Source organism: Paenibacillus sp. alder61, from assembly GCF_020179875.1.
Classification (GTDB): Bacteria; Bacillota; Bacilli; order Paenibacillales; family Paenibacillaceae; genus Fontibacillus; species Fontibacillus faecis.
Map to the genome: position 1 here is coordinate 20,086 of NZ_JAIUDG010000037.1, position 22,003 is coordinate 42,088.

The following is a 22,003-nucleotide window of genomic DNA, read 5'->3' on the forward strand; positions in this document are numbered from 1 at the left end:
TGCGTAAAATATGTGACCGCTAAATGGAAAAAGGAGATCTCAAAGCTATGGAAACCATTTTTTCAATCCTGAAATCGATTATTTTGGGGATCGTGGAGGGAGTTACCGAATTCCTGCCGGTCTCTTCCACGGGCCATCTGGTCATCTTTGAAAACTTGCTGGGCTTCAAAGGGACGACCCCGTCTTATGTGGAGATGTATACGTACGTTATTCAACTGGGAGCGATATTGGCGGTCATCGTCCTGTATTGGGGCAAAATCAAGGATACGCTGGTCAATTTCTTCCCGCAGAAGGTCGGTTTTGAAAAGTCGGGATTCCGCTTTTGGCTGATGCTGGCGATCGCCTGTATTCCGGGAGGCGTGTTCGGCGTCCTGCTGAACGACTGGTCGGATGAGCATCTGTTTACGCCATTTATCGTGGCGTTCACACTGTTTTTCGGCGGGCTGTGGATGCTTTACGCGGAGAAAAAATTCCGCAACAACGGGCTGGGCGGCGGAGGCGACGAGTTGAACGTCACGGTCAAACAAGCGCTGATCATCGGCGCTTTCCAATGCCTCGCCATTATTCCGGGCATGTCGCGCTCGGCTTCGACCATCATCGGCGGCTGGGTAGCGGGCTTGACCACGGTGGCGGCGGCGGAGTTTTCGTTCTTCCTGGCGATTCCGGTCATGGTGGGAATGAGTTTCCTGAAAATCATGAAGATCGGTGGATTTTCATCGATGACTTCGACCGAACTGATTTCGCTCGGCGTCGGCTTTGTCGTTTCGTTTCTCGTCGCGCTCGCCGTCATCAGCAAGTTTATTTCGTATCTGCAAAAGAAACCGATGAAGGTATTCGTATACTACCGGATGATTTTTGCGATTATCGTCCTGATCGCCGGGCTGGCCGGCTTGTTCCACTAAACGAATCCGTGAGACTATAACGGAAATTCCACCTTCTTAGACATGTTGTGTCCGGCATATAGCTATGAAAAAGATAATAGCGGGGTGGGAATGGTGAAGGCGGCAACAGCGGATGGGGAGTTTCGCGTTTATGTGATGGAAGCGTCGGCGGTCCGGGATTTTATCCTGATCGAATTCGGTCTAGGCACTTTGTTTTACAAAGCTTGGCTGCTTCTAATGCATAACGCTTTTCTGGCCGGAACAGGGAGTTGGCTGACAACGGAGATGGTGAAAAGGGTATATAAACGGCTGATATAATAAAGAGGAGATTTTGGCCAAAAAATAGGAAGCTTCGACGGCGATGTCGAAGCTTCCTTGTTTTTAGAGAAGAAACAATTAGGACTTTATGCCATTAGCAGGGATAAGCTCCAACGAATAGAATTTCCCCTTTTTATTGATTTTGCCGAGAAGCGTAGGGGCGCCTTTCTTGGTAAACGTATATTCATTGTTCTTAATGGTGACGCTATACCCCTTCAGATTCAAACCAAACAGGCTGGACGCTTTCGTCTTGACCGCCGCGATCGCCTGGTTCTTGGAGAGCTTCGGTTTGGCGAAGGACCGCGCAAAGTCCTTGTCATCGGCCCAATCCTTGCCGAATTCATTGACAACAGCCCAAGTTTTCCCTGTTTTCGCCCCGATCACAACCCGATTCAGGTCATTGTCGTCACGATAAATCCACGTAAACTCTTTTTCCCCTTGCTTATACTTGACCGCGTATTCAAAGGCGATCGTCTTTGTGATCCCCAAGGATTTTAGTGCCCGGTTCGCCTGGTTCGTGAATTTCGAATTAGCGCTGCTGATCGGGGTTGAAATCTTTGCCGTGATTTGGTTGTTACGGTCCAGATCGATTTCCAGGCTTTGGTTAGTCCCCCAGATCACCCAATAATTGCGGGGCTCGTTGTCCTGGTATGGGAAGTAAACCCGCCATAACGCCTCGGGCTTGAAGACATTTCCGGTATCGAAAGTTTTCAAAAAAGAGGAGACGCCGGTCTGTAACGCGGGGTCCAAAACTTGCTTCAGCCCCTCCGCTTTGTAGTAAATGGTGGTGGATTCAACCCGTCCTTTTGTCGGGTTATATTGCTGAATAAACTCCGCATCCGATTTACCGGTCAAGGTCCCGTTGATTTGCCACATCGATTCGATGTTCTTATCGACACCCGTGAACTGAATTTGTTGTCCCGGTGCGACTTTGTTTAGAACACTCGTTAGCTGCAAAGTGACGTCTTGATCCAGCTCAACGGCCGAAATGCCCTGCTGATAATCGGTCCCGGCCGGAGTTTCCGCGGCATATAAGGGGGCGCTAGAGAGCAGAAGAGAGGTGATTGTGGTGGTAAGTGCGATGGTTCTCCATTTTTTTTGCATGTGTAATATCCTCCTGTACTAACAATAAAAATCTCACAAAGCAATAAACGTTCAAACTATGGAAAAAGTTGCATAGACAAAAAGAACCGTTATTTTATTGGGTTCAACGCCCCAAAAAATATTATTGTTAGGTCTATGGTCCTTGTGTTAATGTGGTAGTATTACCAATTGACTAGCAAGGAGAGGCAGCATGAAGAAATTTAATATGATTCTAAGTATTATAATGGCGATGATGATCTCCTTTCTGGCCGGGGTTTATGCGGCTCCAGCCCTTCAGAAGAACGGGTTCGGGCCGCCGGCCGCGGAGGGAGAAACGGTTGAAGCGGCGGCCAACGGAAACGGCGACAAGAGCGCTGACGTGAAGCAAACCGGAACAAATGCGGGGGCATCCGATCCGGATTCCGGTTCGACGGGGGGCGATCAAAACCCGACCGACGCCGCGCAAGAGAAAGGCAAATCCGCCACAGTGGTAACCGGGGGAGAGATCGGGGAGCCGATTACGTTCAATTACAGCATCAACAGTGCCGATGGCGTCAAGCTGACGTGGGAAGGGGATAACCTGACGGGGAAAACCATCAATTACTACACTGCCGAGATCAGCACGTTCAACCCTGTGGGCGATCCTTCTCACGATCAAATGACGGGCGACAGCACATTTAAGCTGAAATACGTGGGTCCGGTAAAACCCGGCGATAAAATGCTGTTATTCGATCTGTTTACATATCAGGGCGCCTTACATACGATTCGAATCGACAAATTTACTCTGGAATACGATGACGGTACGACGGAAACGATCGACTACGGTTACGAAACCAGCGACAGCAGCGGACTATAAAAAGCGAGCCTCATTAAGGATTTAATCCTTAATGAGGCTCGCTTTTTTAGTTATTAACCGGGAGGAGGCCTGCGTCTCTTTTGAAAGAAAAGGGTAAATGAATTACCGAATGGTTCACCGGAAACAGGTGTTCGTGATCCAAGTAAAGGAGGGCGAGTTCGTTGAGCAAAATCATCTTTGTATCCAACCGATTGCCTGTTACCGTAAAAAAACAGGAAACCGGGTTGATTTATAACGAGAGCATCGGGGGTCTGGCCACCGGCTTGAAGAGTTACCATCAGCAAGGAGGCAGCCTTTGGGCAGGCTGGCCGGGGATCGCAAGCGATGCGCTTGCGGTGGAAGATCGGCAGACGATCGGGAAAGAGCTGCGGAAGAAGTACCAGTGTCTACCGGTCTTTTTGTCGGAGCGGGAGATCGATCAGTACTATCACGGCTTTTGTAACGAAACGATTTGGCCTTTATTTCACTATTTCACGGGCCATACGCAGTACAGTCAGGAAACCTGGGAGGCTTATAAACGGGTTAATGAAAAATTTTTTGAAGCTCTTATCCCGGTCATAGGGGACCAAGATACGATTTGGATCCACGATTACCAACTCATGCTGCTGCCTCAAATGATTCGGGAGAAGTATCCGGAAGCCCGGATCGGCTTTTTCCTGCATATTCCTTTCCCGTCTTTTGAAATATTCAGACTCTTGATCTGGCGGGAGGAGATATTGCAGGGTCTGCTGGGCGCGAATCTGATCGGTTTCCACACCTATGACTATGTACGCCATTTTGTCAGCAGTGTGCGGCGGATCTTGGGCATCGAGCATAATCTTTACAAATTAAATTGCGAAATCCATACCGTTCGAGTCGACGCGTTTCCGATGGGGATCGATTATGATTATTTCAATAAGCATCGCACCGAGCAGGTTTCGGCAGAATTGGAGGCGTTCATCGAAAGCACCCAGGAGATCCGAAATATCGTCTCGATCGACCGGCTGGATTACACAAAGGGAATCCCGGATCGTATCCGCGCCTTTAAACGGTTTCTGGAGGATTATCCCGAATATCACGAGCGGGTCCGCTTGAACCTGATCGTGGCTCCTTCGCGGGTTGAAGTGGAAACGTACGACCGCCTTAAACGGGAAATCGAAACGCTGGTCAGCGAAGTGAACGGGCGGTTTGGCACCGTAAATTGGATGCCCGTCTGGTTCTTCTTCCGCACCTTCAGCCAGGAGGATCTGATCGCGTTCTATCGCCACAGCGACGTCTTGCTGGTGACCCCACTGCGGGACGGAATGAACCTGGTCGCCAAGGAGTACATCGCCGCGCGACATGACTTTAAAGGTATGCTCGTCATGAGCGAGACCGCCGGCGCCGCCAGTGAGCTGGGGGAAGCCGTCATCGTGAACGCCAATGACCACGGGGCCATCGCCAGAGGGATCAAGGCCGCCTTGGATATGCCGGAAGCGGAGATCATGGAACGGAACCGGCGGATGCACCACCGCATTTCGCGATACCATGTGCGTTTTTGGGCGGACGAGTTTATCCATGCGCTTAGCAGCGCGGAGCAAGATGCGAAGCCGAGCAAGCCCCTACTCCAACTGACGGGGGATTCTCCCTTGGAAGAAGCTTACCAAAGTGCCGAGCATCGTCTGCTGTTCCTCGACTACGACGGCACGTTAGTCGGCTTTAAAGCGACGCCGGATCAAGCGAAACCGGATGAAGAATTGAAACGCCTGTTGACCGAATTAAGCAAAGATACGGCAAATAAAGTAGTCATCATTACAGGCAGAGACCGGCATATCATAGAAAAGTGGCTCGGGGATCTGAATGTCTATATCATCGCCTCGCACGGCCTGTGGTTCCGGAAGCCGGGTGATTCCTGGGTGAAGACGATCAATGTGGACGATGCGTGGAAAGAACCGATTCGCCACATTCTTGAGATGTATACCGACCGGATGCCGGGATCCTTGATCGAGGAGAAGGATTACTCGCTTGCTTGGCATTATCGGCAGTGCGAACCGGATACGATCGCGCAGAAACGGGACGAACTCCGGGAGGCGCTGATTTCCATTACGCAATCGATGAGCCTCGGTGTTCTTGAAGGGAACAAGGTGCTGGAAGTTAAGGATGCCAGAGTGAACAAAGGACACGGCGTGCATCTTTTGACCCGAAACGACAAGTATGATTTCATTCTCGGCGTGGGGGACGACCATACGGATGAGGATTTGTTTGCGGCCCTGCCCGAGGAGGCTTACTCCATCAAAATCGGATCCGGGAATACGCATGCCGCTTATCGTCTGAAGTCCCCTAAAGAGATGCGCGTATTGCTCCGGAAAATGGTGGAGTTCAGTAAGAACAAGAAATTTGCATCTATATAAAAATTGAACTTAAGATTTACCAATAGGCTAGAGTGTAAAATGATTCTGGAGAAGCGAAGCGTTCGCCTTTGTGACCGGATTTCCTACCTAATAAATTTAATTAAAGAAATCAGGGAGCAACAGCGATCGGAAGAACATTTTACACGGCGGCCGTACATGTAAATCAATAGATTCAATTTAAATAGATTTTGTATAGGAGGAAGAGAGATGAAGATCCGTAAAGCCATTATTCCCGCAGCCGGGATGGGAACGCGATTTTTGCCCGCCACCAAAGCCATGCCCAAAGAAATGCTGCCGATCGTCGATAAGCCGACCATTCAATATATTGTGGAAGAAGCGGTCGCCTCGGGGATTGAGGACATTATCATCGTAACCGGAAAGAGCAAACGGGCGATCGAGGATCATTTCGACAACTCCTTTGAGCTGGAATACAACTTGGCGGAAAAGAAAAAATGGGAGCTGCTGAACCAGGTTCGGCGTTCCTCGGAAATGGCGGATATTCATTATATCCGTCAGGGGGAGCCGCGCGGTTTGGGTCATGCGATCTGGTGCGCCCGCAAATTCGTGGGCAACGAACCGTTCGCCGTGATGCTGGGCGATGATATTGTGGAGTCGGATATACCTTGTCTGAAGCAAATGCTGGACATTTACGAACAATATGAAACTTCGATCGTGGGGGTTCAACCGGTTCCTTGGGAACAGGTTTCCCGGTACGGTCTGGTCGACGGGGAGCAACTCTCCGAACGCGTATTCAAGGCGCGGCGATTCGTGGAAAAGCCTAAACGGGAAGAAGCTCCGTCCAATTTGGCGATTCTGGGACGCTATATCCTGACGCCCGAAATATTTGATATTTTGGGAGAACTCCCCGCGGGAGTTGGCGGCGAAATCCAATTGACCGACGCTTTGGCAAAGCTTGGCGCCGAGCAGGATCTAATCGCCTACCACTTTGACGGCAACCGTCACGATGTGGGTGAAAAATTCGGTTTTATCCAAACCACGATCCACTATGCCCTTAAAAATGAGGAGCTCAGGGAGGATTTGATGAACTATCTGAAAGAGATAGTGAATCCAGTTCCGCAATAAATTTATTTAAAATTTTAGATTCATCTGTCGAATAATTGGGTATAAACCAGAGAGTGAGTCGTTTAAACGAATAAAACATAACCAGGAGAGCTAAGCTCAAATCTCGATTTGGCTTGGCTCATCCCTGTTTATAATTTGAGCTGATAAGCAAAAGGAGAGCGTCTGATGCAGGTTCAAAGGGTCGATCATCATGAGCTGTTCGAACAAATTTATACACAGGCACCCATTGGGATTGCGCTTGCTTCTCCTGAAGGGCAATGGACGAAAGCGAATCCCGCTTTCTGTCAAATGCTTGGGTATACGAGCGAAGAACTTCTGACGAGGACTTATCAGGACATTACCCATCCTGACGATTTGGCGGGCGACTTTGATTATGTTTGCGGATTGCTGGAAGGGAAATCCAAAGGATATCAATATGAAAAGCGTTATGTCCGGAAGGATGGTCAGACTCTCTGGATCTCCTTGCACGTCGCCCTCGTTCGGGATGAACCGACGAACGAACCGCTTTATTTTATTTGCCATGTCGTTAATATTTCCGACCGCAAGGCCATCGAGCAGAAGATGGCTTACAAGGAAGAAATTTTTAATCTGATCTCAACCCACGCCCAAGAGATCATCTACATCGCCTCTACGGATGGCAAGTGCCAATTCTGTTCGCCTTCCGTCCAACAACTGCTCGGAATATCGCCGGATGACGTTTTAGGGAAGACCAATTTCGAATTTTTTCATCCTCAGGATCTGGAACGGATCAAGCATATCAATTTCACGAACGGCAGCCTTCTCCGGCTTAGATTGCGCCACAAAGACGGACATTACCTCTGGATTGAAACGACCTGTAAAATGATTGGCGAGGCCGGACAAAACCAAAAAATTCTGGCGATCGGCCGCGACATTTCGGAACGGAAAAAGCATGAAGAAATCAGCGCGGAGGCCGAACGGATCGCTTCCATCGGCAGTTGGGAATGGGATATCCTCAACGACTACATTTCGTGTTCCGATCAAATTTTCGAAATCTTCGAACTTGAGCGCAGCCGGGGGCCATTGCGATCGGGCGATATTTTCAAATTCATCGACCCGGCCGACGGTAAGCGGCTCAGGGAACATATCGAATGGGCTATAAAAGGGGAACCACTGGATTTCGAATACCGTTATGTAAACGCGGATGGTAACGAGAAACACTTGCATTTACGCGGAATTATGTCGTTTGACGAAGACGACCGGCCCATTCGGATCAACGGGACTTTACAGGACATAACTGAACGGAAGCTGGTTGAATTTAAACTCCAGGAATCCGTTGAACGTTATACATCGCTCAAGAAATACAACCATGATGCGATCATTTCTTTCAATATGAAGGGGAACATCATGAACGCCAACCCCGTCGCGATCGAGATGACCGGATGCCCGGTGTCTGAAATGGCAGGGACCCCGATCGCCCGCTTTATCGGCGAGGATAACTATCGGCATATCGAGCAAGGGCAATATGAACTGGCGGAAAAGGAAATCGATAAAATCCTGCATGTGGGCGGACATGAAACGGAAGTGCTGGCCACGTTGGCCCCGATTATCATCAATAACAAAAATGTCGGCTTCTACCTGATTGCCAAGGATATCACCGAACAGAAAAAGCTTCTCATCGCGAAGGAGACCGCCGAGCGCATGAGTCAGGCCAAAAGTGAATTTTTGGCGATGATGAGCCACGAAATCCGTACGCCTATGAACGGAGTCATCGGTATGACCGACTTGCTTTTGGAGACCGAAGGGCTCAGCGGCGAACAGAAGGAGTATATTGAAATTATCAAGAAGAGCGGAGAATCGCTGCTTGCCATCATTAACGATATCCTCGATTTTTCCAAGATCGAATCCGGGAAGACGGACCTCATTGACGGTCCATTTGATCTGAAGTCCGTGGTGCACGAAACCATCGATATGGTAAAGCCGGGGATTCGCGAAAAAAAGCTGAAAGTCGGCTTAACGCTGGATGACAAAATTCCGACGCCCCTGTTCGGAGATGCTTACCGGTTGAAACAGGTTTTGACGAATGTGATCGGAAACGCCGTAAAGTTCACTTCGGAAGGACGTATTGACATCGACGTCCGTCTGGAAGAGGTTAGGGAGTTTGATGCCTGCTTCCGATTCAGGGTGAAGGATACGGGAATCGGCATTCCTGTGGAAAAACGGGAACATCTGTTTCAACCATTCTATCAGTTGGATAATTTTATGACCCGGAAACCGCAAGGAACGGGGCTGGGGCTTGCCATCAGCAAAAAATTGGTCCAATTGATGCACGGGGACATCTGGATTGAAGAGAACAAGGAACCGGGAACGACCTTTGTATTTACAGTCTGGCTCAAAACCAAGACTTCCGAGGAAATCAGTATCTATCAACACGAGTATGAGAGGACGCGAACCGATTCATTACGCATCCTGATCGCCGAGGATAACGAAGTGAATCAATTGGTTCTCCGGAAAATGATCGAGAAAAAAGGCCACCATGTCGACAATGTGGTTAACGGCAAGGACGCGGTGGAGGCCGTAAAGCGCGCCCATTACGATATTGTATTTATGGATGTCCATATGCCTAAGCTCAATGGATTTGAGGCGACAAGGCAGATCAAGGAAACGCTGCCGGAGAACGAATGCCCCTTTATCGTGGCTGTCACCGCGAATGCTTTAAGAGGGGATAAAGAGAGATGTCTGGAAGCGGGAATGGACGCGTATGTAAGCAAACCGATCCGAAGTGAATCGGTGCTGCCCCTGATCGAGGATTTCAGTAACAGGAAAAAAGCGAGTAGTTGGCGATAAGCGAGAAGTGAAAAGCACATCCGACTCGAAGTTTGAAGCGGATGTGCTTTGTTGTTTTTAGAATTGCTTATAAATCGGAGAATTTGGTGGTTTTTTGAAAAAGACTTGAATCGTAGCAAATTCTTAGTACAATGGTTTTATGATTACTCAAAAATCACTGAATAATGAGCAAAGAGTCAAAATGTTTCAAGCACTAGCTGATGAAACAAGATTAGAAATCATACGAGTTCTATACGCCAACAGGAAGGAGATGAATTGCGGAGAAGTTGGGGACATTTGCAATACTTCCAAGTCGAATACTTCGTATCATTTGCGGACTTTAAGGGAGGCGAAATTGATTAAAGTGCGAAAGGAAGCCCAAACGAAGTATACAAGTATCGACATGGATACCTTTGACTCTTACTTGCCGGGATTTCTTGATACGTTGTAGAAAAGAAATCCTTTTTTTTCTTCATTAGTTCAAAAGTTTTTTTACAACAAAACTAGGAACGATAGGAGAAGATGAATCACATGATTAAGTTAACAATCTTACTTTTTCTCATCATGTTTGTTATCGGTACGGATACATTTTTGATTTCTCCGCTCATCCCCACTCTTCAGAAATTGTTTGATATCCCGACTGAATATGCCGGTTGGATGGTCGGGGCCTATGCGCTGGGATATGCCATATTCGCTCTGTTAGCCGGACCGCTTTCCGATGGATGGAATCGTAAAAAAGTAATGTTTTTAGGTATGGTTTGTTTCTCGGTGTCAACCATTTTATGTGGCTTTGCGACAGGGTTTTGGACGATGTTTTTATTCCGTTTTTTAGCCGGAGTCAGCGCAGCATTCACAGCGCCGCAAGTCTGGGCTTCTATTCCCGCACTGTTCCCTGCGGCAAAGACCGCCAAAGTATCAGGAATCGTAATGGCAGGCTTGGCTGCTTCCCAAGCGTTCGGCATACCGATTGGAGGACTGCTTGCTGTAAACCACTGGTCTTATCCTTTTTTTACAATCGGTGCATGCTCGTTGTTGGTGGCTATTTTTATCCTGTATGCTTTGCCCGAAATGAAACCGAAACAAGACCCAAGAACCAGGCTTCCGATATTTAAAAGATACGTCCCGCTATTGACAAGCCGCATCGCGAGAAGATCTTTCCTGGCTCATTTCTTATTTCAATGTGGATTTTTTGCTGCCTTTTCTTTCATTGGAAGATGGATGACGGACCGCTTTCACCTTTCGGTTGATCAAGTGGGGTACGTCATGTTTTTTCTTGGCCTAGGGAATATAGTGGGAAGCTTTAGCGGTCCATATGTGATCAAAATATTGAATCGTTTCAATACGATGGTTGTGAGCATTCTCGTCTCTATTGCATGTTTTATTGCTTTATCTCACCTTCCATCGGTTGCGTTATTCGAAGGGGTATACTTTTTCATATTCGCAACCATGGGCATCGTATTTCCGCTCATCATGGGAATGCTGAATTCACTAGATCCGACAATTCGCGGTACGATCTCTAGCTTGGCCAATTCGATAATGTACGCCGCGACAGCGCTCGGCTCTTGGTTCGCCGGCTTGGTTTATGCGACATTTAACGGTTTTTCTGCCGTAGGTATATTTGCGGCTATATGCTTTGCCGGTTCCTTGTACTCATTTATAGCAAGTGGCATTTTGACTAATCACGTTAAAACAAAAAAAGATTATGCATCATAAATGCATAGAAGAAGTTCGAATGATGGATATTCTAAATCTTCCCAAATTCAACATCCTAAGTATTCGTGAGCATGAATATGATTTTCTAATACAAGTGGTGACGAACTCTCCACCTTTAGCTTGCCCCCATTGTGGATGTCAAGCGAACCTCTACAAGCACGGTAACAGGGAACATGTTTGTATGGACTTACCTATTCACGGTAAGCGTGTAGAACTTCTCGTAAAGCGTCAGAGGTATCGTTGTCGTGTTTGCACTCAAACCTTTTGGGAACGCTTGGACCACACCATTGACGAAAGGCGGAACTGTACAAAACGATTGTTGTCCTACGTGGAGAAGCAGAGCCTTAAACGTACATTCGTCAGTATTGCAGAAGACGTAGGGCTTAACGAGAGGACGATCCGCAACATCTTTCGCGATTACATTAACTACCTCGAGGAAACATTTCGGTTTGTGACACCCAATTGGCTTGGCATAGAGAAAATTCATATTATCAAGCCTCGTTGTGTATTAACCAACATTGAAGGACGAACATTACTGGACATTCTGCCTAATCGCAATAAGGAAACGGTTGTTGAATTTCTCTCAAGCCTTCCGAACAAAGGGCGAATACAGTATTTCACGATGGATATGTGGAAACCGTATAAAGACGCTGTGAAGGCTGTATTTCCAAAAGCTACTATAATCGTCGATAAGTTCCATGTTGTCCGTTTGGCGAACCAAGTGTTAGAGAACATACATAAACAGCTAAGAGAGGATTTATCGGCAACGGAGCGGCGTGGGCTCATGCACGATCGACTTATCCTTCTGAAACGCCATAATGAGCTTACAGAGACGGATAAAATAACACTTGATCTATGGACGAAGAATTACCCCATTCTCGGTATTGCGTATAGCTTGAAGGAATCGTTCTTCGATATTTGGGATGGCGATTCAAGACAAATGGCATTCATTAAATATAACGATTGGAAAGCCAAAATACCGAAGGAACTCCAATCCGCTTTTGTGCCTCTTATAGAAGCCATGATGAATTGGGAGGAGGAGATATTCGCTTACTTCGACCACCGTATTGCTAACGATTATACGGAGTCTCTGAACAGCCTTTTCCGTGTTATTAACCGTTTGGGTAGGGGCTATTCATTCGAGGCTCTGCGAGCCAATATTATCTTTACAGAGGCGCTTGCGGAGGATTGTAAGCCTAAATATCAAAAGCGACCGCTTCGTGGTACTAAGATTTCCACCTTGATTGAGAAGTTGGAGAAGGGTGAATTATAAACCCTTTTCCGCAATAATTACCGAATACCCGAAAGTTTCTAAAGGGAACATCCTGTGCGGTTCCTTAAAATAAACGCCCGCTCATGGCAATCCAGCGGGCGCTATACGAGCTTTACAAAGTCTGTTTATGCGGACTGATCACCGATGCTGCCGGTACAAGTTTGGTTTGCTCCATTGCCGGATCAGCCCCAGTTCCTCCTCATTCAGCTCCGGGATGTCCGCGGCGGCGAGGTTCTGCAGCAACTGCTCGCGGGAGCTCGCCCCCGGAACCGCGGTCGCTACGGCGGGCTGGGAGAGGGTGAAGCGAATCGCCAACTGCGTCAAATTCCGGCCCGGTGTCTCCAGTTGCTTCAGCCGGGAGCGCAGCTCCTGCAGTTCGGACAACTCATAGTCCGGCACGCCCTTGACGGGTTCCCGACCCGCAGCCAAAGCTCCGCTCGCCAGCGGGCCTCTCGCGATCGCGCTGATCCCTTTTTCGCGCAGGAGAGGAAGAACGGTCTCTTCGGCCCTGCGATCGACGATGCTGATCGGGTTCATAACACTGACGATGGAAGAGCGCGATACATATTCCCGAATGACGTTGGGACGAATGGAGGAAATGCCATATTCCCGGATCAGGCCTTCCTGTTTGAGTTGTTCGAACGCTTCGATCGTATCGTCGATCGGGTCGTCGATCGTCCCACCATGCAGCTGATACAAGTCGATATAGTCCGTCCCAAGTCTGCGAAGACTGTCCTTGACCGCGGATAAAATATACGCTTTGGAGGGATCCCAAACCCAGCCTTCCTGTCCGGGAATGCGGCGGTTTCCCGCCTTGGTGGCGAGGATCACCCGATCGCGGCGCCCCCGGATCGCTTTGCCGACCAGTTCTTCGTTCCGGCCGCTGTCATATAAATCGGAGGTGTCAAGCAGGTTGACCCCCCGGTCCAAAGCTTCATGAATCAGCGATACCGCTTTGCCTTCGTCCGTTCCCAAGGACATGCAGCCAAGGCCGATCTCGCTAACGATCAAATCGGAATTCCCCAGTTGATTTTTCTTCATTCTGACCTCTCTCCTTTAGTCCCAGAGTATGAGTTTCTAGGGTCTATCATATCTTTAAGCCGAGAGAGAAGTAAAGGAATTGATGGGCTAGCCACTATACGGATATAGAAGTGTAGGCACTTATTATGTTCAGAAAGGGGAGGTAGTTGGTTGGAAGACGATTTGCTCTATAAAAATGCAATGAAACGGATTATTGAACTTGTAGAGGAGTATTCCAGATTAGTGATGAAGTTGAAGATGAGAACCGCTACGAAAGGGAATAGGTTTTGGATCGATTTAGAGAGTCGGCAAACGGGCTGATAGCGTGTATGAGACCGACCGCCGATCAAATGTCCTTAAAATACGTAGCAAAAGTGTAGTTTATAAGCGTTACACTCTAACTAACCCAACCATGGTATCATAACCTATTCCTCCATAGCCGTTCCTTCGGGAGCGGCAATTTTTATGAGATATAGTCGAGAAATATTCAATATATTTTTTTTCGGATACTCCACTTCTTATGAATGAATAACGGCAGTGTTGATTAAGTCGCTCCATAAGCGGCTTTTTCTTTTCAGTTTGATTAACCGGAGGGGAGTGAGGTGATCACACCTCGACTCGCATCTTGGGTGGTTATTGCATAAAATAGGCAATAAACCCAAAAGAGGAGTGTATCGGGGATGTATTACTACCAATATTACCCTGACAGAGTTTGTGTGATGTACTACCCTTATTATCATTATCCTGTTAATACAGGTTATTTTTATTATCCTGTAAATTTAACCGCTGATTGTGATTGTGAAGGTGTGCCCACTGAAGAAGGGGACGTTAATGATTTGTATAATAAGTGGAGAGAATGTGAAGCTAATCCTAAACCTGGGCAAATTTGCATTCAATTGTGCTACGATCCTCAAGTGGAAGCGGGTCCAACTAGCTGTTGTTGGGAATTGTATTGTTCTTATAGACGGGCGAGGGAGGCATGGTACAAAAATTGGATTCAAGGAACTATATCAACCCCTTAATAACCTGATGTTGTTTGAATGGCTCCTGGCGAGCGCCTCATCGAAGAGGAGCGTAAGCACCCGTATAGGGTGCTTTTTCTCTTGTGCATATGGCTAAACAGGAGGTGTTTCGCACACCTTTTCGGATACAAGCTGAAGTATATAAAAGGGCAGAAGGGGCAGCGTTAATACACAGCCCTTTTTTTGTTTGCACCGCATATAAAAAACTATTCAACTCAAAAGGGACCAACCGCGATCTCCTAGCCCCCATTTATGGTGATAATTATCGCTCTACAAAAGGACATATATTAAGAGTGATAGGTAACTATCCTAACACTACTACAGACGAAGGCATAAGATAAGGATATTCAGGAGGATGGGATAGAAAATTACCGTCTTGGGAAGGGAGTTTGGTAAAATACATGGTCAAGAATAATCTTCAAAAACGAGCGAGGATAACCCAATCATACACTTTAGTTACAATTCCTGTTCCTTCAGCTCCAGCAGGCGTTACATTGCCCAGTACAATGAGGTTTGGAATTGACAACAGATTTTCAACTGCTCAAAGATATAGAATTCAAATAATGATTTCGGGAGTTCTTGCTTTTTGGAATACGCACTATACTCAGAGATCATCGGGTGCAAGATCGAGTTTTCAAATCTGTGCAAACAAATATGCTAGATTCAATCTTAGTCCTGTTTGGTTTACTGGGAGAATAGCAAATGGGGCAGGAGCAGCGAATGTGATGATGGGTGGGTTAACCCAACAAATAGTAGCCAACGGATTTAACCGAGCTCCAAGAGCTCTTATAAGGTATCAGGTGCCGAGTTCGACAATACCAAATTTCACTGTAAAAGCCGTTAATGGTACTAGACCAGACACCGTCTCTTTGAGTGTTACAATTAATCCAAGAGTATTAAATCGAACAGATCTTCCCAATCAGACTCTTTTTGGATCTTTATTTCATGCATGGCTTCACCGACAAGGTTACAGGCATCCAACCGGAGTCTATACTTCCTACATGGCAGGCGAAGCAGCTATGTGCGTAATGAGGAATAATGCTAATAAGAGTCCAAATGTGCCAGACAGCATTTATACAACTTTTTTAGACTAATGAAAAACGAATTGATTCTGCAGTCCGAGCGGGCGAGGAAAACCGCAACGGAATGATGAAGATAAGGGAAAACGTGGTCATCCTTTGACCATGTTATAATCTAAAATTAAGTTGGCTCAGGAAAATTTTCCTGAGCCTAATTGTGTATTGAAAAAGAAGCGTGTAACGTTACAAACGAAACAGGCTTAAACTCTTGTAAAATAAAGCCTTTCATTTCAAGAAGCAAAGAACGCCTTTATTGTTGCTCAGGACTCAAGCGCATCGGAAAACCTTTATGACATGTTCCGGCTTTATTATGACTACATTCCCGAGCAAATTAAACCAATGCGCAAGCGGAATAACAGCCGACGTCTCACGTTTGAAAATCCAGCCTTGAAGGACAGTGAGCGCAAAAAGAGCCCGCCCTTAAATCAAAGATCACGGTTCAATCGGCAGAAAATAAAGTATTGGCTCGTTCTGAGACCATTCATTATCTACACGCCTCAGAATTGGCATTCTGGCCGGAGAATCGCAAGAAAAAGCACCTGGGATCCTTGTTTGCTGCTCTTTCTAAAGAAGCCGGTACGGTCGGTATTATTGGATCCACGGCAAACGGGTCTAGTTGATGCTCTAATTGAAGGCTCCGTGAAGGAGTAGGGAAAATCAATGATGCTAACTTAATCGGAGAAATGAAGACGTTTGTTCGTAACAGGGCAGGCAAGCCGCAAGCAATGGGCAAGGGAACGGTCGGCGGAGTATACGCGGCTGGGTCAGGTATTTCTATGAAGCGGACATGAAACGAATTCTGCAAAGCTGGAACGAGTGGCTAAGAAGACGCCTTCGCATGTACATCTGGAAGCAGTGGAAGAAACCGTGGACAAAGGTACAAAACCTACGGAAGCTGGGGATACCGGAGTGGCAGGCCTACCAATAGCAACCGAGAGGTTGCGCTGAACCTACAGTAGTCAGCAGTAAGTACGAGACGCCGGAAAGCGGAAGGGCGTAAGCCGAAAGGAGAGAGGAAACCGATTCGTTCGAGTGAAGAGCAAAGACAGTCAAAAATCCCGGAAGGGAGCTGCCAGCAAAGAGAAATGGTGAAGCCGTCAGGGTATGCTGAAGCACCGAGCTATCCACCGGCACATATCGCCCTTCCTCTCGCGAAGCAAAGAACGACTTGCTAGAGCGAATGTTCGAAGGAGAGAACCTCAGGCTCGCCTATAACCGAGTGGTGCAAAGCGGAGGGATCCTGGATCCCGGCACGTTTCTCCTTGTAGTTATCGCATGAAAATCCGAATAGGGGGAAGGCTAACAAGGCGAATTAACATAAGGAGGTTGCTGATCATGCCGTATAATCCGACGACCGACGAAACCGACGGAGACCCCAACACAATTTACGAGGACACAAGCCCGCATACGAAAACCGGGTTTATGCCCGAGCAGGATGACATCACGACCTACCCTTCCGATCAAGTCAGGGACAGGAACGACAAGTCTGCGGGTAAGAATAACCGCTCTTAATCCGACCGCTCCAACTTTGAAGTCCATAACGGCAGGCCGCCCCACCAGGGACGGCCAAATTTGCATTTTACTGGATGTAATCTAGTTTTATTCGGATAATATAACATATTATGTATGTAAAATTCGATCAGAAAACGATTTCCCTCTTGAAAATGTTTTCAATATTGAGAATAATGGAGAGAGGTTATAGATAAAAAAAGGGCTGGTCCCGGGGAAATACATAGGGATAGGTAGTCCGAAAACAGAGCAGATAACTAGATGTGGAGGGAATAAGTTGAACACAGAGAAACTGGGCATTACATTAAAGGGCTTTGCGGAATTCAGCAGGAAGGTAGCCGCGGACGGCGCGGTGCTTTTGAAAAATGACGATCAAGTTCTTCCGGTTCAAAAGGGCGAAAGCGTTTCGATTTTTGGGAGAATTCAAGTGAATTACTATCGCAGCGGTACGGGATCGGGCGGCAGTGTGAATGTGCCTTACACGACCAATCTATTGGACGGCCTGCGCGGCAAGAAGGACATTTCCGTCAATGAGGAGCTGGCCGCGGTCTATGAGAAATGGATTGAAGAAAACCCGTTCGATAACGGCGGCGGGGGTTGGGCGGCGGAACCTTGGTTTCAGAAGGAAATGCCTTTGACCGACGAACTCGTTGCCGGAGCCAGACGGAAATCGGACAAGGCCATTATTGTCATCGGACGGACCGCCGGGGAGGATCAGGATAACGCCAACGAACCGGGAAGCTATCAATTGACGGCGCAGGAAAAAGAAATGCTGAAGGCGGTTACCGCTCATTTTGAGAAGACTGTCGTAGTATTGAACGTATCGAATATCATCGACATGAGCTGGCTTGACGACTCGGACTATGTCAACCCGATTTCTTCCGTCATTTACGCTTGGCATGGCGGGATGGAAGGGGGCAACGCAATTGCGGACGTGCTTGTGGGCGAGGTGACCCCCAGCGGGAAGCTGACCGATACGATCGCCTATTCCATCGACGATTACCCGTCCACCCGCAATTACGGCAATGAATTTAAAAATCTGTACGAAGAGGACATTTACGTAGGTTACCGGTATTTTGAAACCTTCTGCCCGGACCGCGTTCAGTTTGAGTTCGGCTATGGTTTGTCGTACACGGAATTTCAAATCGAACCGGAAGCGGCGAAGCGGGTTGAGCGGGAAGGCGAGACCTTCCTTGAAATCGGGGTAACGGTAAAAAATACAGGAACGGTTTATGCGGGGAAAGAGGTCGTCCAAGTTTATGCGGAGGCCCCGCAGGGCAAGCTTGGCAAGCCGGCTCGCGTGCTGGTCGCGTTCGGGAAAACCAAACTGCTGCAGCCGGGTGAATCGCAGCGGCTGACCCTCGGTTTTCCGGTCAGCACCATGGCTTCTTATGATGACGGCGGTGTGACAGGACATCCTTCCGCGTATGTCCTTGAGGAAGGAACTTATGTCATCTATACCGGAAACAGCGTCAAGAAGCTGTCCCCTGTTTCTGTGGACGGTCAGCAGGGTTACACGCTAGACCGGCTTCAAGTCGTGGAGCAGTTGGAAGAAGCTCTGGCCCCTACCGAGAGCTACCGGCGCATGAAGCCGGGTGTCAGAAAGGCGGACGGTTCTTACGAACTCGTTTATGAAGAGGTGCCGAAACGAAAAATTTCTTTGGCGGACCGCATTCAAAACAACCTGCCCAAAACGCTTGAGCAAACCGGGAACCGCGGTTACAAATTAAGGGATGTGTATGACGGTAAGGTCAGCATGGAAGCGTTTATCGCCCAGCTCTCGGATCATGATTTGGCCACGATTGTAAGAGGCGAGGGGATGAGCAGCCCGCTGGTGACCCCGGGCACCGCTTCCGCCTTCGGCGGCGTAAGCGACGCTTTGTTTAACTACGGCATTCCGGTAGGTTGTACGGCCGATGGCCCGTCCGGCATCCGGATGGACAGCGGTTTGAAAGCCACCCAGGTCTCGATTGGAACTTTGCTGGCCGCGACGTGGGACGTGGACCTGGTGGAAGAGCTGTATGTTATGGAAGGCCAGGAACTGGTCAGCAACGACATTGATACGCTGCTCGGGCCGGGGCTGAATATCCGGCGCAGTCCGCTGAACGGGCGGAATTTCGAGTATTTCTCCGAGGACCCGCTGGTCACCGGGCTGTTTGCCACCGCCTGCACGCGGGGGATCAAGAAGGGCGGCTCGAACGCTACGCTGAAGCATTTTGCCTGCAACAACCAGGAGAAGCACCGCAGCAAAGTGGATGCGGTCGTGTCCGAACGGGCGCTTCGCGAGATCTACCTGAAAGGTTTTGAAATCGCGGTAAAACAGGGCGGCGCCAACTCCGTCATGACCGCTTACAACCCGGTCAACGGGCATTGGTCGGCGTCGAACTACGATTTGAACACCACCATTTTGCGTAAGGAATGGGGCTTCAAAGGCATCGTGATGACGGATTGGTGGGCCATAATGAATGACACGGTAAACGGCGGACCGGCCGATCGGAAGTACACTAACTGGATGGTTCGGGCACAAAACGATCTGTATATGGTGGTCAGCAATTATGGCGCCGAAATCAACGCTTGGGACGACAATACGATCGAATCCTTGGAGAACGGAACGCTTACCCGGGGGGAACTGCAGCGCTGTGCCATCAATATTTGCGAGTTCCTGATGCAGGCGCCGGTCTTCTTCCGGAAGCAAGAGATCGTGGAAACCGTCCATGCCTTCAAAGCCAATCCATCGCTTACCGGCGAAGGGGCACAATCGTTGGCTCAAAATACGCAGGTCAAGCCCGCGGCGGCCGGTTCGACAGTATTCCGGGCGGAGCAAACCGGCGAATACCGGATTATCGTGAACGTGATGTCGCCGGAATCCAATTTGGCACAGAGCGCCTGCAATGTCCTGCTGAACGGCGAGCTGATGACGACCGTACAAACGAACGGGACGGAAGGGAACTGGGTGAGACAGAAACTGGTGAAAGTCCAGTTGGAAGCCGGAGTTTACGAGATGACTCTCGAGTTCATCAAACCCGGCATTCAAATCGATTGGATAGAATTTAAGCCGGTACAGGTGTAATATTGATTGATCGGGTAAGGAGAACCGTCGTCGCCGTGAACACGCGGCGGGTTCTCCTTTTTTTGGTTCAGACCAAGTTCGCAAAAAATATCAAAACGTACATATCGGTTTCAATTAAATTAATTGCTGTGCCCTGGAGGAGAAAAGCGTGAATGTTGGTCGGAACAGGGCAGTACAAGCATTAAAGTCATATTGCCGTACTTAGAAAGGAGATTTCATGAGGATTTTTTTGGCGGATGACCACCCGCTTTTTCGCAGCGGGGTTCGGAATTTAATTCATAGCACCGGACAGCTTGAGGGGGTCGGCGAGGCGTCGAATGGGGAGGAGGCGGTTCATCTCGCTCTGGAGGAAGCCGCCTCGTATCTCTAAAATCACCAGAAATGCCTGCAGATTTGCAACTTTTTTTGAATTCCCTCGAGAATCGGCCTAAATACCTGCAGATTTGCATCTTTTTCGAGTGGAAGAGTTGGAAGTGCGCTAGGCCCTCTTGGTAGCGGTCCCTGACTGTCTATTAAGTTAGAAAATACCACAGTTTTTTATAATCTTGTCTGTGTCAAGCAACGAGGCTTCCGCTATGCCAACCTGATTTAGCCGCATAAAGGACTGGACCGCACGATAACCTACCGCATATCCGGCGAACGGCGATAAGCCTACCGGCGCGTATCCTTGTTCTTTGGCCAGACGGTCACCGAACATATAGCTGCTTACCTCGGCAAACCCCTTTATATCCAGGGCCCCTTTCACCACTTCAATCGAATATGCCAAGTCTTCTTCATCAAAAGAAGTCACCCAGGGCCCTAAGTGGTCCGCTCCATACAATTCTTTGGCGAAAGATTCGGCCAGCCCCTCAATAATTAAATAATCGCCCACCGTGACATTTCCGTGATCCCAGTCAAAATAGGAGAACCGAAGATTATGATGAAACTCGTGGGCGATGACCGCCGGCAACCTCGGGATATTGTACTCATTCGGATAGACGGCTATATGAATGAACCCCGGTATTCCGCCAAAGCCGCAGTAGCCTTTTTGCAACTCAAGTGTTAAGGGATCGGCAATATACAGCCCGAATTTTAAATCGTCGGCACTAATCTTCAGATCGTGCTGGCGAATAAATGCTCCGCAATCATTTAAAGCACGAGCCGCCGTTTGCAGCGCCTGTATCTCCTTCAATGTCCGCAAGGCGGCAACTCCGGTTTCGGTTTCATTTACATCAAGGTAACCGAGCATACGGGAGGCCATCATCACATCGTAACCCTGCGGCTGCTTGGCCAGCAAAGGAATGTTTATCGCACTCCACATCCGCTCGAAAGGCTTCATCATGGTATAGCGAAAGTAGTCTTCCCGTTCTCCCTGCAAGGAGAACAGCATTTCATATTGTTCAATCGTGTTCTCTATGATGATATTCATTGGATATCGCCCACCTTACCAATCGTCTTCTGTCAGACTCACTATAAAGCATGACGCAGCGGCAAGGTCAAATCTCAATTTCTTGATTTTGATTACAGAATTTCAAATTCAAATATTTAAAAATTGCAGAATACGCCTGATGCTCCATCACCATCGGCTATATGCGCGTTAGTCGGAATTCGGCGCCCCGCAATTTCAGCCACCCGCAGCAATAGCGGCCTTTTGGGCTGTTATTTCGGTTCATTCACCCATTCAGGGATAATAGCGGTCAAAAGGCCTTATTTCCTGTCGTGTGGCACTAGCGTTGCATTAGCCCGAAGGATCTAATGGCTGTAATCGCCTCTCTTTGAAGCCGGGCGGGTGGATAAGTGCCATTTGCGGCCTTATTTTGTCGAATTCGTCCCTTCGGTGCAGCAATCTTGCAAAAAAAATGACATAACAAGTAAGAAGAATAATTTACAAAAAAAGGAGACCCCAGTTATCGTAGAATTGTACAGATACATACGAAAGGAGGTCTCCTTGAATACAAAGATAC

At 48.3% G+C, this 22,003-nt stretch carries 18 protein-coding genes; 15 read left to right on the forward strand and 3 right to left on the reverse strand.

Going from position 1 to position 22,003, the window contains the following annotated elements; translation table 11 throughout:
• Positions 1-47: 47 nt before the first annotated feature.
• On the forward strand, positions 48-902 hold the full coding sequence (locus LBW89_RS26445) for an undecaprenyl-diphosphate phosphatase (protein WP_148457458.1): 855 nt from the start codon (positions 48-50) through the stop codon (positions 900-902).
• Positions 903-992: 90 nt separating this feature from the next.
• On the forward strand, positions 993-1,199 hold the full coding sequence (locus LBW89_RS26450; RefSeq protein ID WP_211373367.1) for a hypothetical protein: 207 nt from the start codon (positions 993-995) through the stop codon (positions 1,197-1,199).
• 78 nt (positions 1,200-1,277) lie between these two features.
• Here LBW89_RS26450 and LBW89_RS26455 read toward each other — a convergent pair whose 3' ends face one another.
• Positions 1,278-2,303 (reverse strand): hypothetical protein, encoded by a 1,026-nt coding sequence (locus LBW89_RS26455; RefSeq protein ID WP_225040862.1) that lies wholly within the window; start codon positions 2,301-2,303, stop codon positions 1,278-1,280.
• A gap of 190 nt (positions 2,304-2,493) precedes the next feature.
• On the opposite strand from LBW89_RS26455, the gene LBW89_RS26460 reads away from it, so the two are divergent.
• The 7 genes from LBW89_RS26460 to LBW89_RS26490 all read left to right on the forward strand — a co-directional run bounded on the left by LBW89_RS26460 (position 2,494) and on the right by LBW89_RS26490 (position 12,360).
• Entirely contained in the window at positions 2,494-3,138 is a 645-nt protein-coding gene (locus tag LBW89_RS26460; RefSeq protein WP_225040863.1) for a hypothetical protein, read from the forward strand.
• A gap of 161 nt (positions 3,139-3,299) precedes the next feature.
• Positions 3,300-5,507 carry a bifunctional alpha,alpha-trehalose-phosphate synthase (UDP-forming)/trehalose-phosphatase gene (locus LBW89_RS26465; RefSeq protein ID WP_225040864.1) on the forward strand — a complete coding sequence of 736 codons (2,208 nt, stop codon included), beginning with the start codon at positions 3,300-3,302 and terminating at the stop codon, positions 5,505-5,507.
• Positions 5,508-5,714: 207 nt separating this feature from the next.
• Complete coding sequence (galU, locus tag LBW89_RS26470; protein ID WP_148457467.1) at positions 5,715-6,590, forward strand: UTP--glucose-1-phosphate uridylyltransferase GalU; 876 nt, start codon at positions 5,715-5,717, stop codon at positions 6,588-6,590.
• 165 nt (positions 6,591-6,755) lie between these two features.
• Positions 6,756-9,395, forward strand: coding sequence for a PAS domain S-box protein (locus tag LBW89_RS26475; RefSeq protein ID WP_225040865.1), 2,640 nt, complete (start codon positions 6,756-6,758; stop codon positions 9,393-9,395).
• Positions 9,396-9,576: 181 nt separating this feature from the next.
• Positions 9,577-9,825 carry an ArsR/SmtB family transcription factor gene (locus LBW89_RS26480; protein WP_412067034.1) on the forward strand — a complete coding sequence of 83 codons (249 nt, stop codon included), beginning with the start codon at positions 9,577-9,579 and terminating at the stop codon, positions 9,823-9,825.
• Positions 9,826-9,905: 80 nt separating this feature from the next.
• Positions 9,906-11,087 carry an MFS transporter gene (locus tag LBW89_RS26485; RefSeq protein WP_225040867.1) on the forward strand — a complete coding sequence of 394 codons (1,182 nt, stop codon included), beginning with the start codon at positions 9,906-9,908 and terminating at the stop codon, positions 11,085-11,087.
• A 19-nt stretch (positions 11,088-11,106) separates the two neighbouring features.
• Positions 11,107-12,360, forward strand: a complete 1,254-nt coding sequence (locus LBW89_RS26490; RefSeq protein WP_225040868.1) for an ISL3 family transposase — start codon at positions 11,107-11,109, stop codon at positions 12,358-12,360.
• A gap of 138 nt (positions 12,361-12,498) precedes the next feature.
• Here LBW89_RS26490 and LBW89_RS26495 read toward each other — a convergent pair whose 3' ends face one another.
• Positions 12,499-13,401, reverse strand: coding sequence for an aldo/keto reductase (locus tag LBW89_RS26495; protein WP_148457475.1), 903 nt, complete (start codon positions 13,399-13,401; stop codon positions 12,499-12,501).
• A gap of 659 nt (positions 13,402-14,060) precedes the next feature.
• On the opposite strand from LBW89_RS26495, the gene LBW89_RS26500 reads away from it, so the two are divergent.
• The 6 genes from LBW89_RS26500 to LBW89_RS26525 all read left to right on the forward strand — a co-directional run bounded on the left by LBW89_RS26500 (position 14,061) and on the right by LBW89_RS26525 (position 20,430).
• Positions 14,061-14,402, forward strand: coding sequence for a hypothetical protein (locus LBW89_RS26500; RefSeq protein WP_148457477.1), 342 nt, complete (start codon positions 14,061-14,063; stop codon positions 14,400-14,402).
• 401 nt (positions 14,403-14,803) lie between these two features.
• The gene (locus LBW89_RS26505) at positions 14,804-15,496 is read left to right on the forward strand and encodes a hypothetical protein (protein WP_225040869.1); all 693 of its coding nucleotides are present in this window, start codon (positions 14,804-14,806) and stop codon (positions 15,494-15,496) included.
• A gap of 736 nt (positions 15,497-16,232) precedes the next feature.
• Positions 16,233-16,409, forward strand: coding sequence for a group II intron maturase-specific domain-containing protein (locus tag LBW89_RS26510; protein ID WP_225040870.1), 177 nt, complete (start codon positions 16,233-16,235; stop codon positions 16,407-16,409).
• Positions 16,410-16,816: 407 nt separating this feature from the next.
• Positions 16,817-16,993, forward strand: a complete 177-nt coding sequence (locus LBW89_RS26515) for a hypothetical protein (protein WP_170287188.1) — start codon at positions 16,817-16,819, stop codon at positions 16,991-16,993.
• Between the two features lie 274 nt (positions 16,994-17,267).
• On the forward strand, positions 17,268-20,060 hold the full coding sequence (locus LBW89_RS26520) for a glycoside hydrolase family 3 C-terminal domain-containing protein (RefSeq protein WP_148457481.1): 2,793 nt from the start codon (positions 17,268-17,270) through the stop codon (positions 20,058-20,060).
• Between the two features lie 217 nt (positions 20,061-20,277).
• Positions 20,278-20,430, forward strand: coding sequence for a response regulator (locus LBW89_RS26525; protein WP_148457483.1), 153 nt, complete (start codon positions 20,278-20,280; stop codon positions 20,428-20,430).
• A gap of 147 nt (positions 20,431-20,577) precedes the next feature.
• Here the strand turns inward: LBW89_RS26525 and LBW89_RS26530 are convergent, their stop codons facing one another.
• On the reverse strand, positions 20,578-21,468 hold the full coding sequence (locus LBW89_RS26530; protein WP_148457485.1) for a DUF2268 domain-containing protein: 891 nt from the start codon (positions 21,466-21,468) through the stop codon (positions 20,578-20,580).
• Between the last annotated feature and the right edge of the window lie 535 nt (positions 21,469-22,003).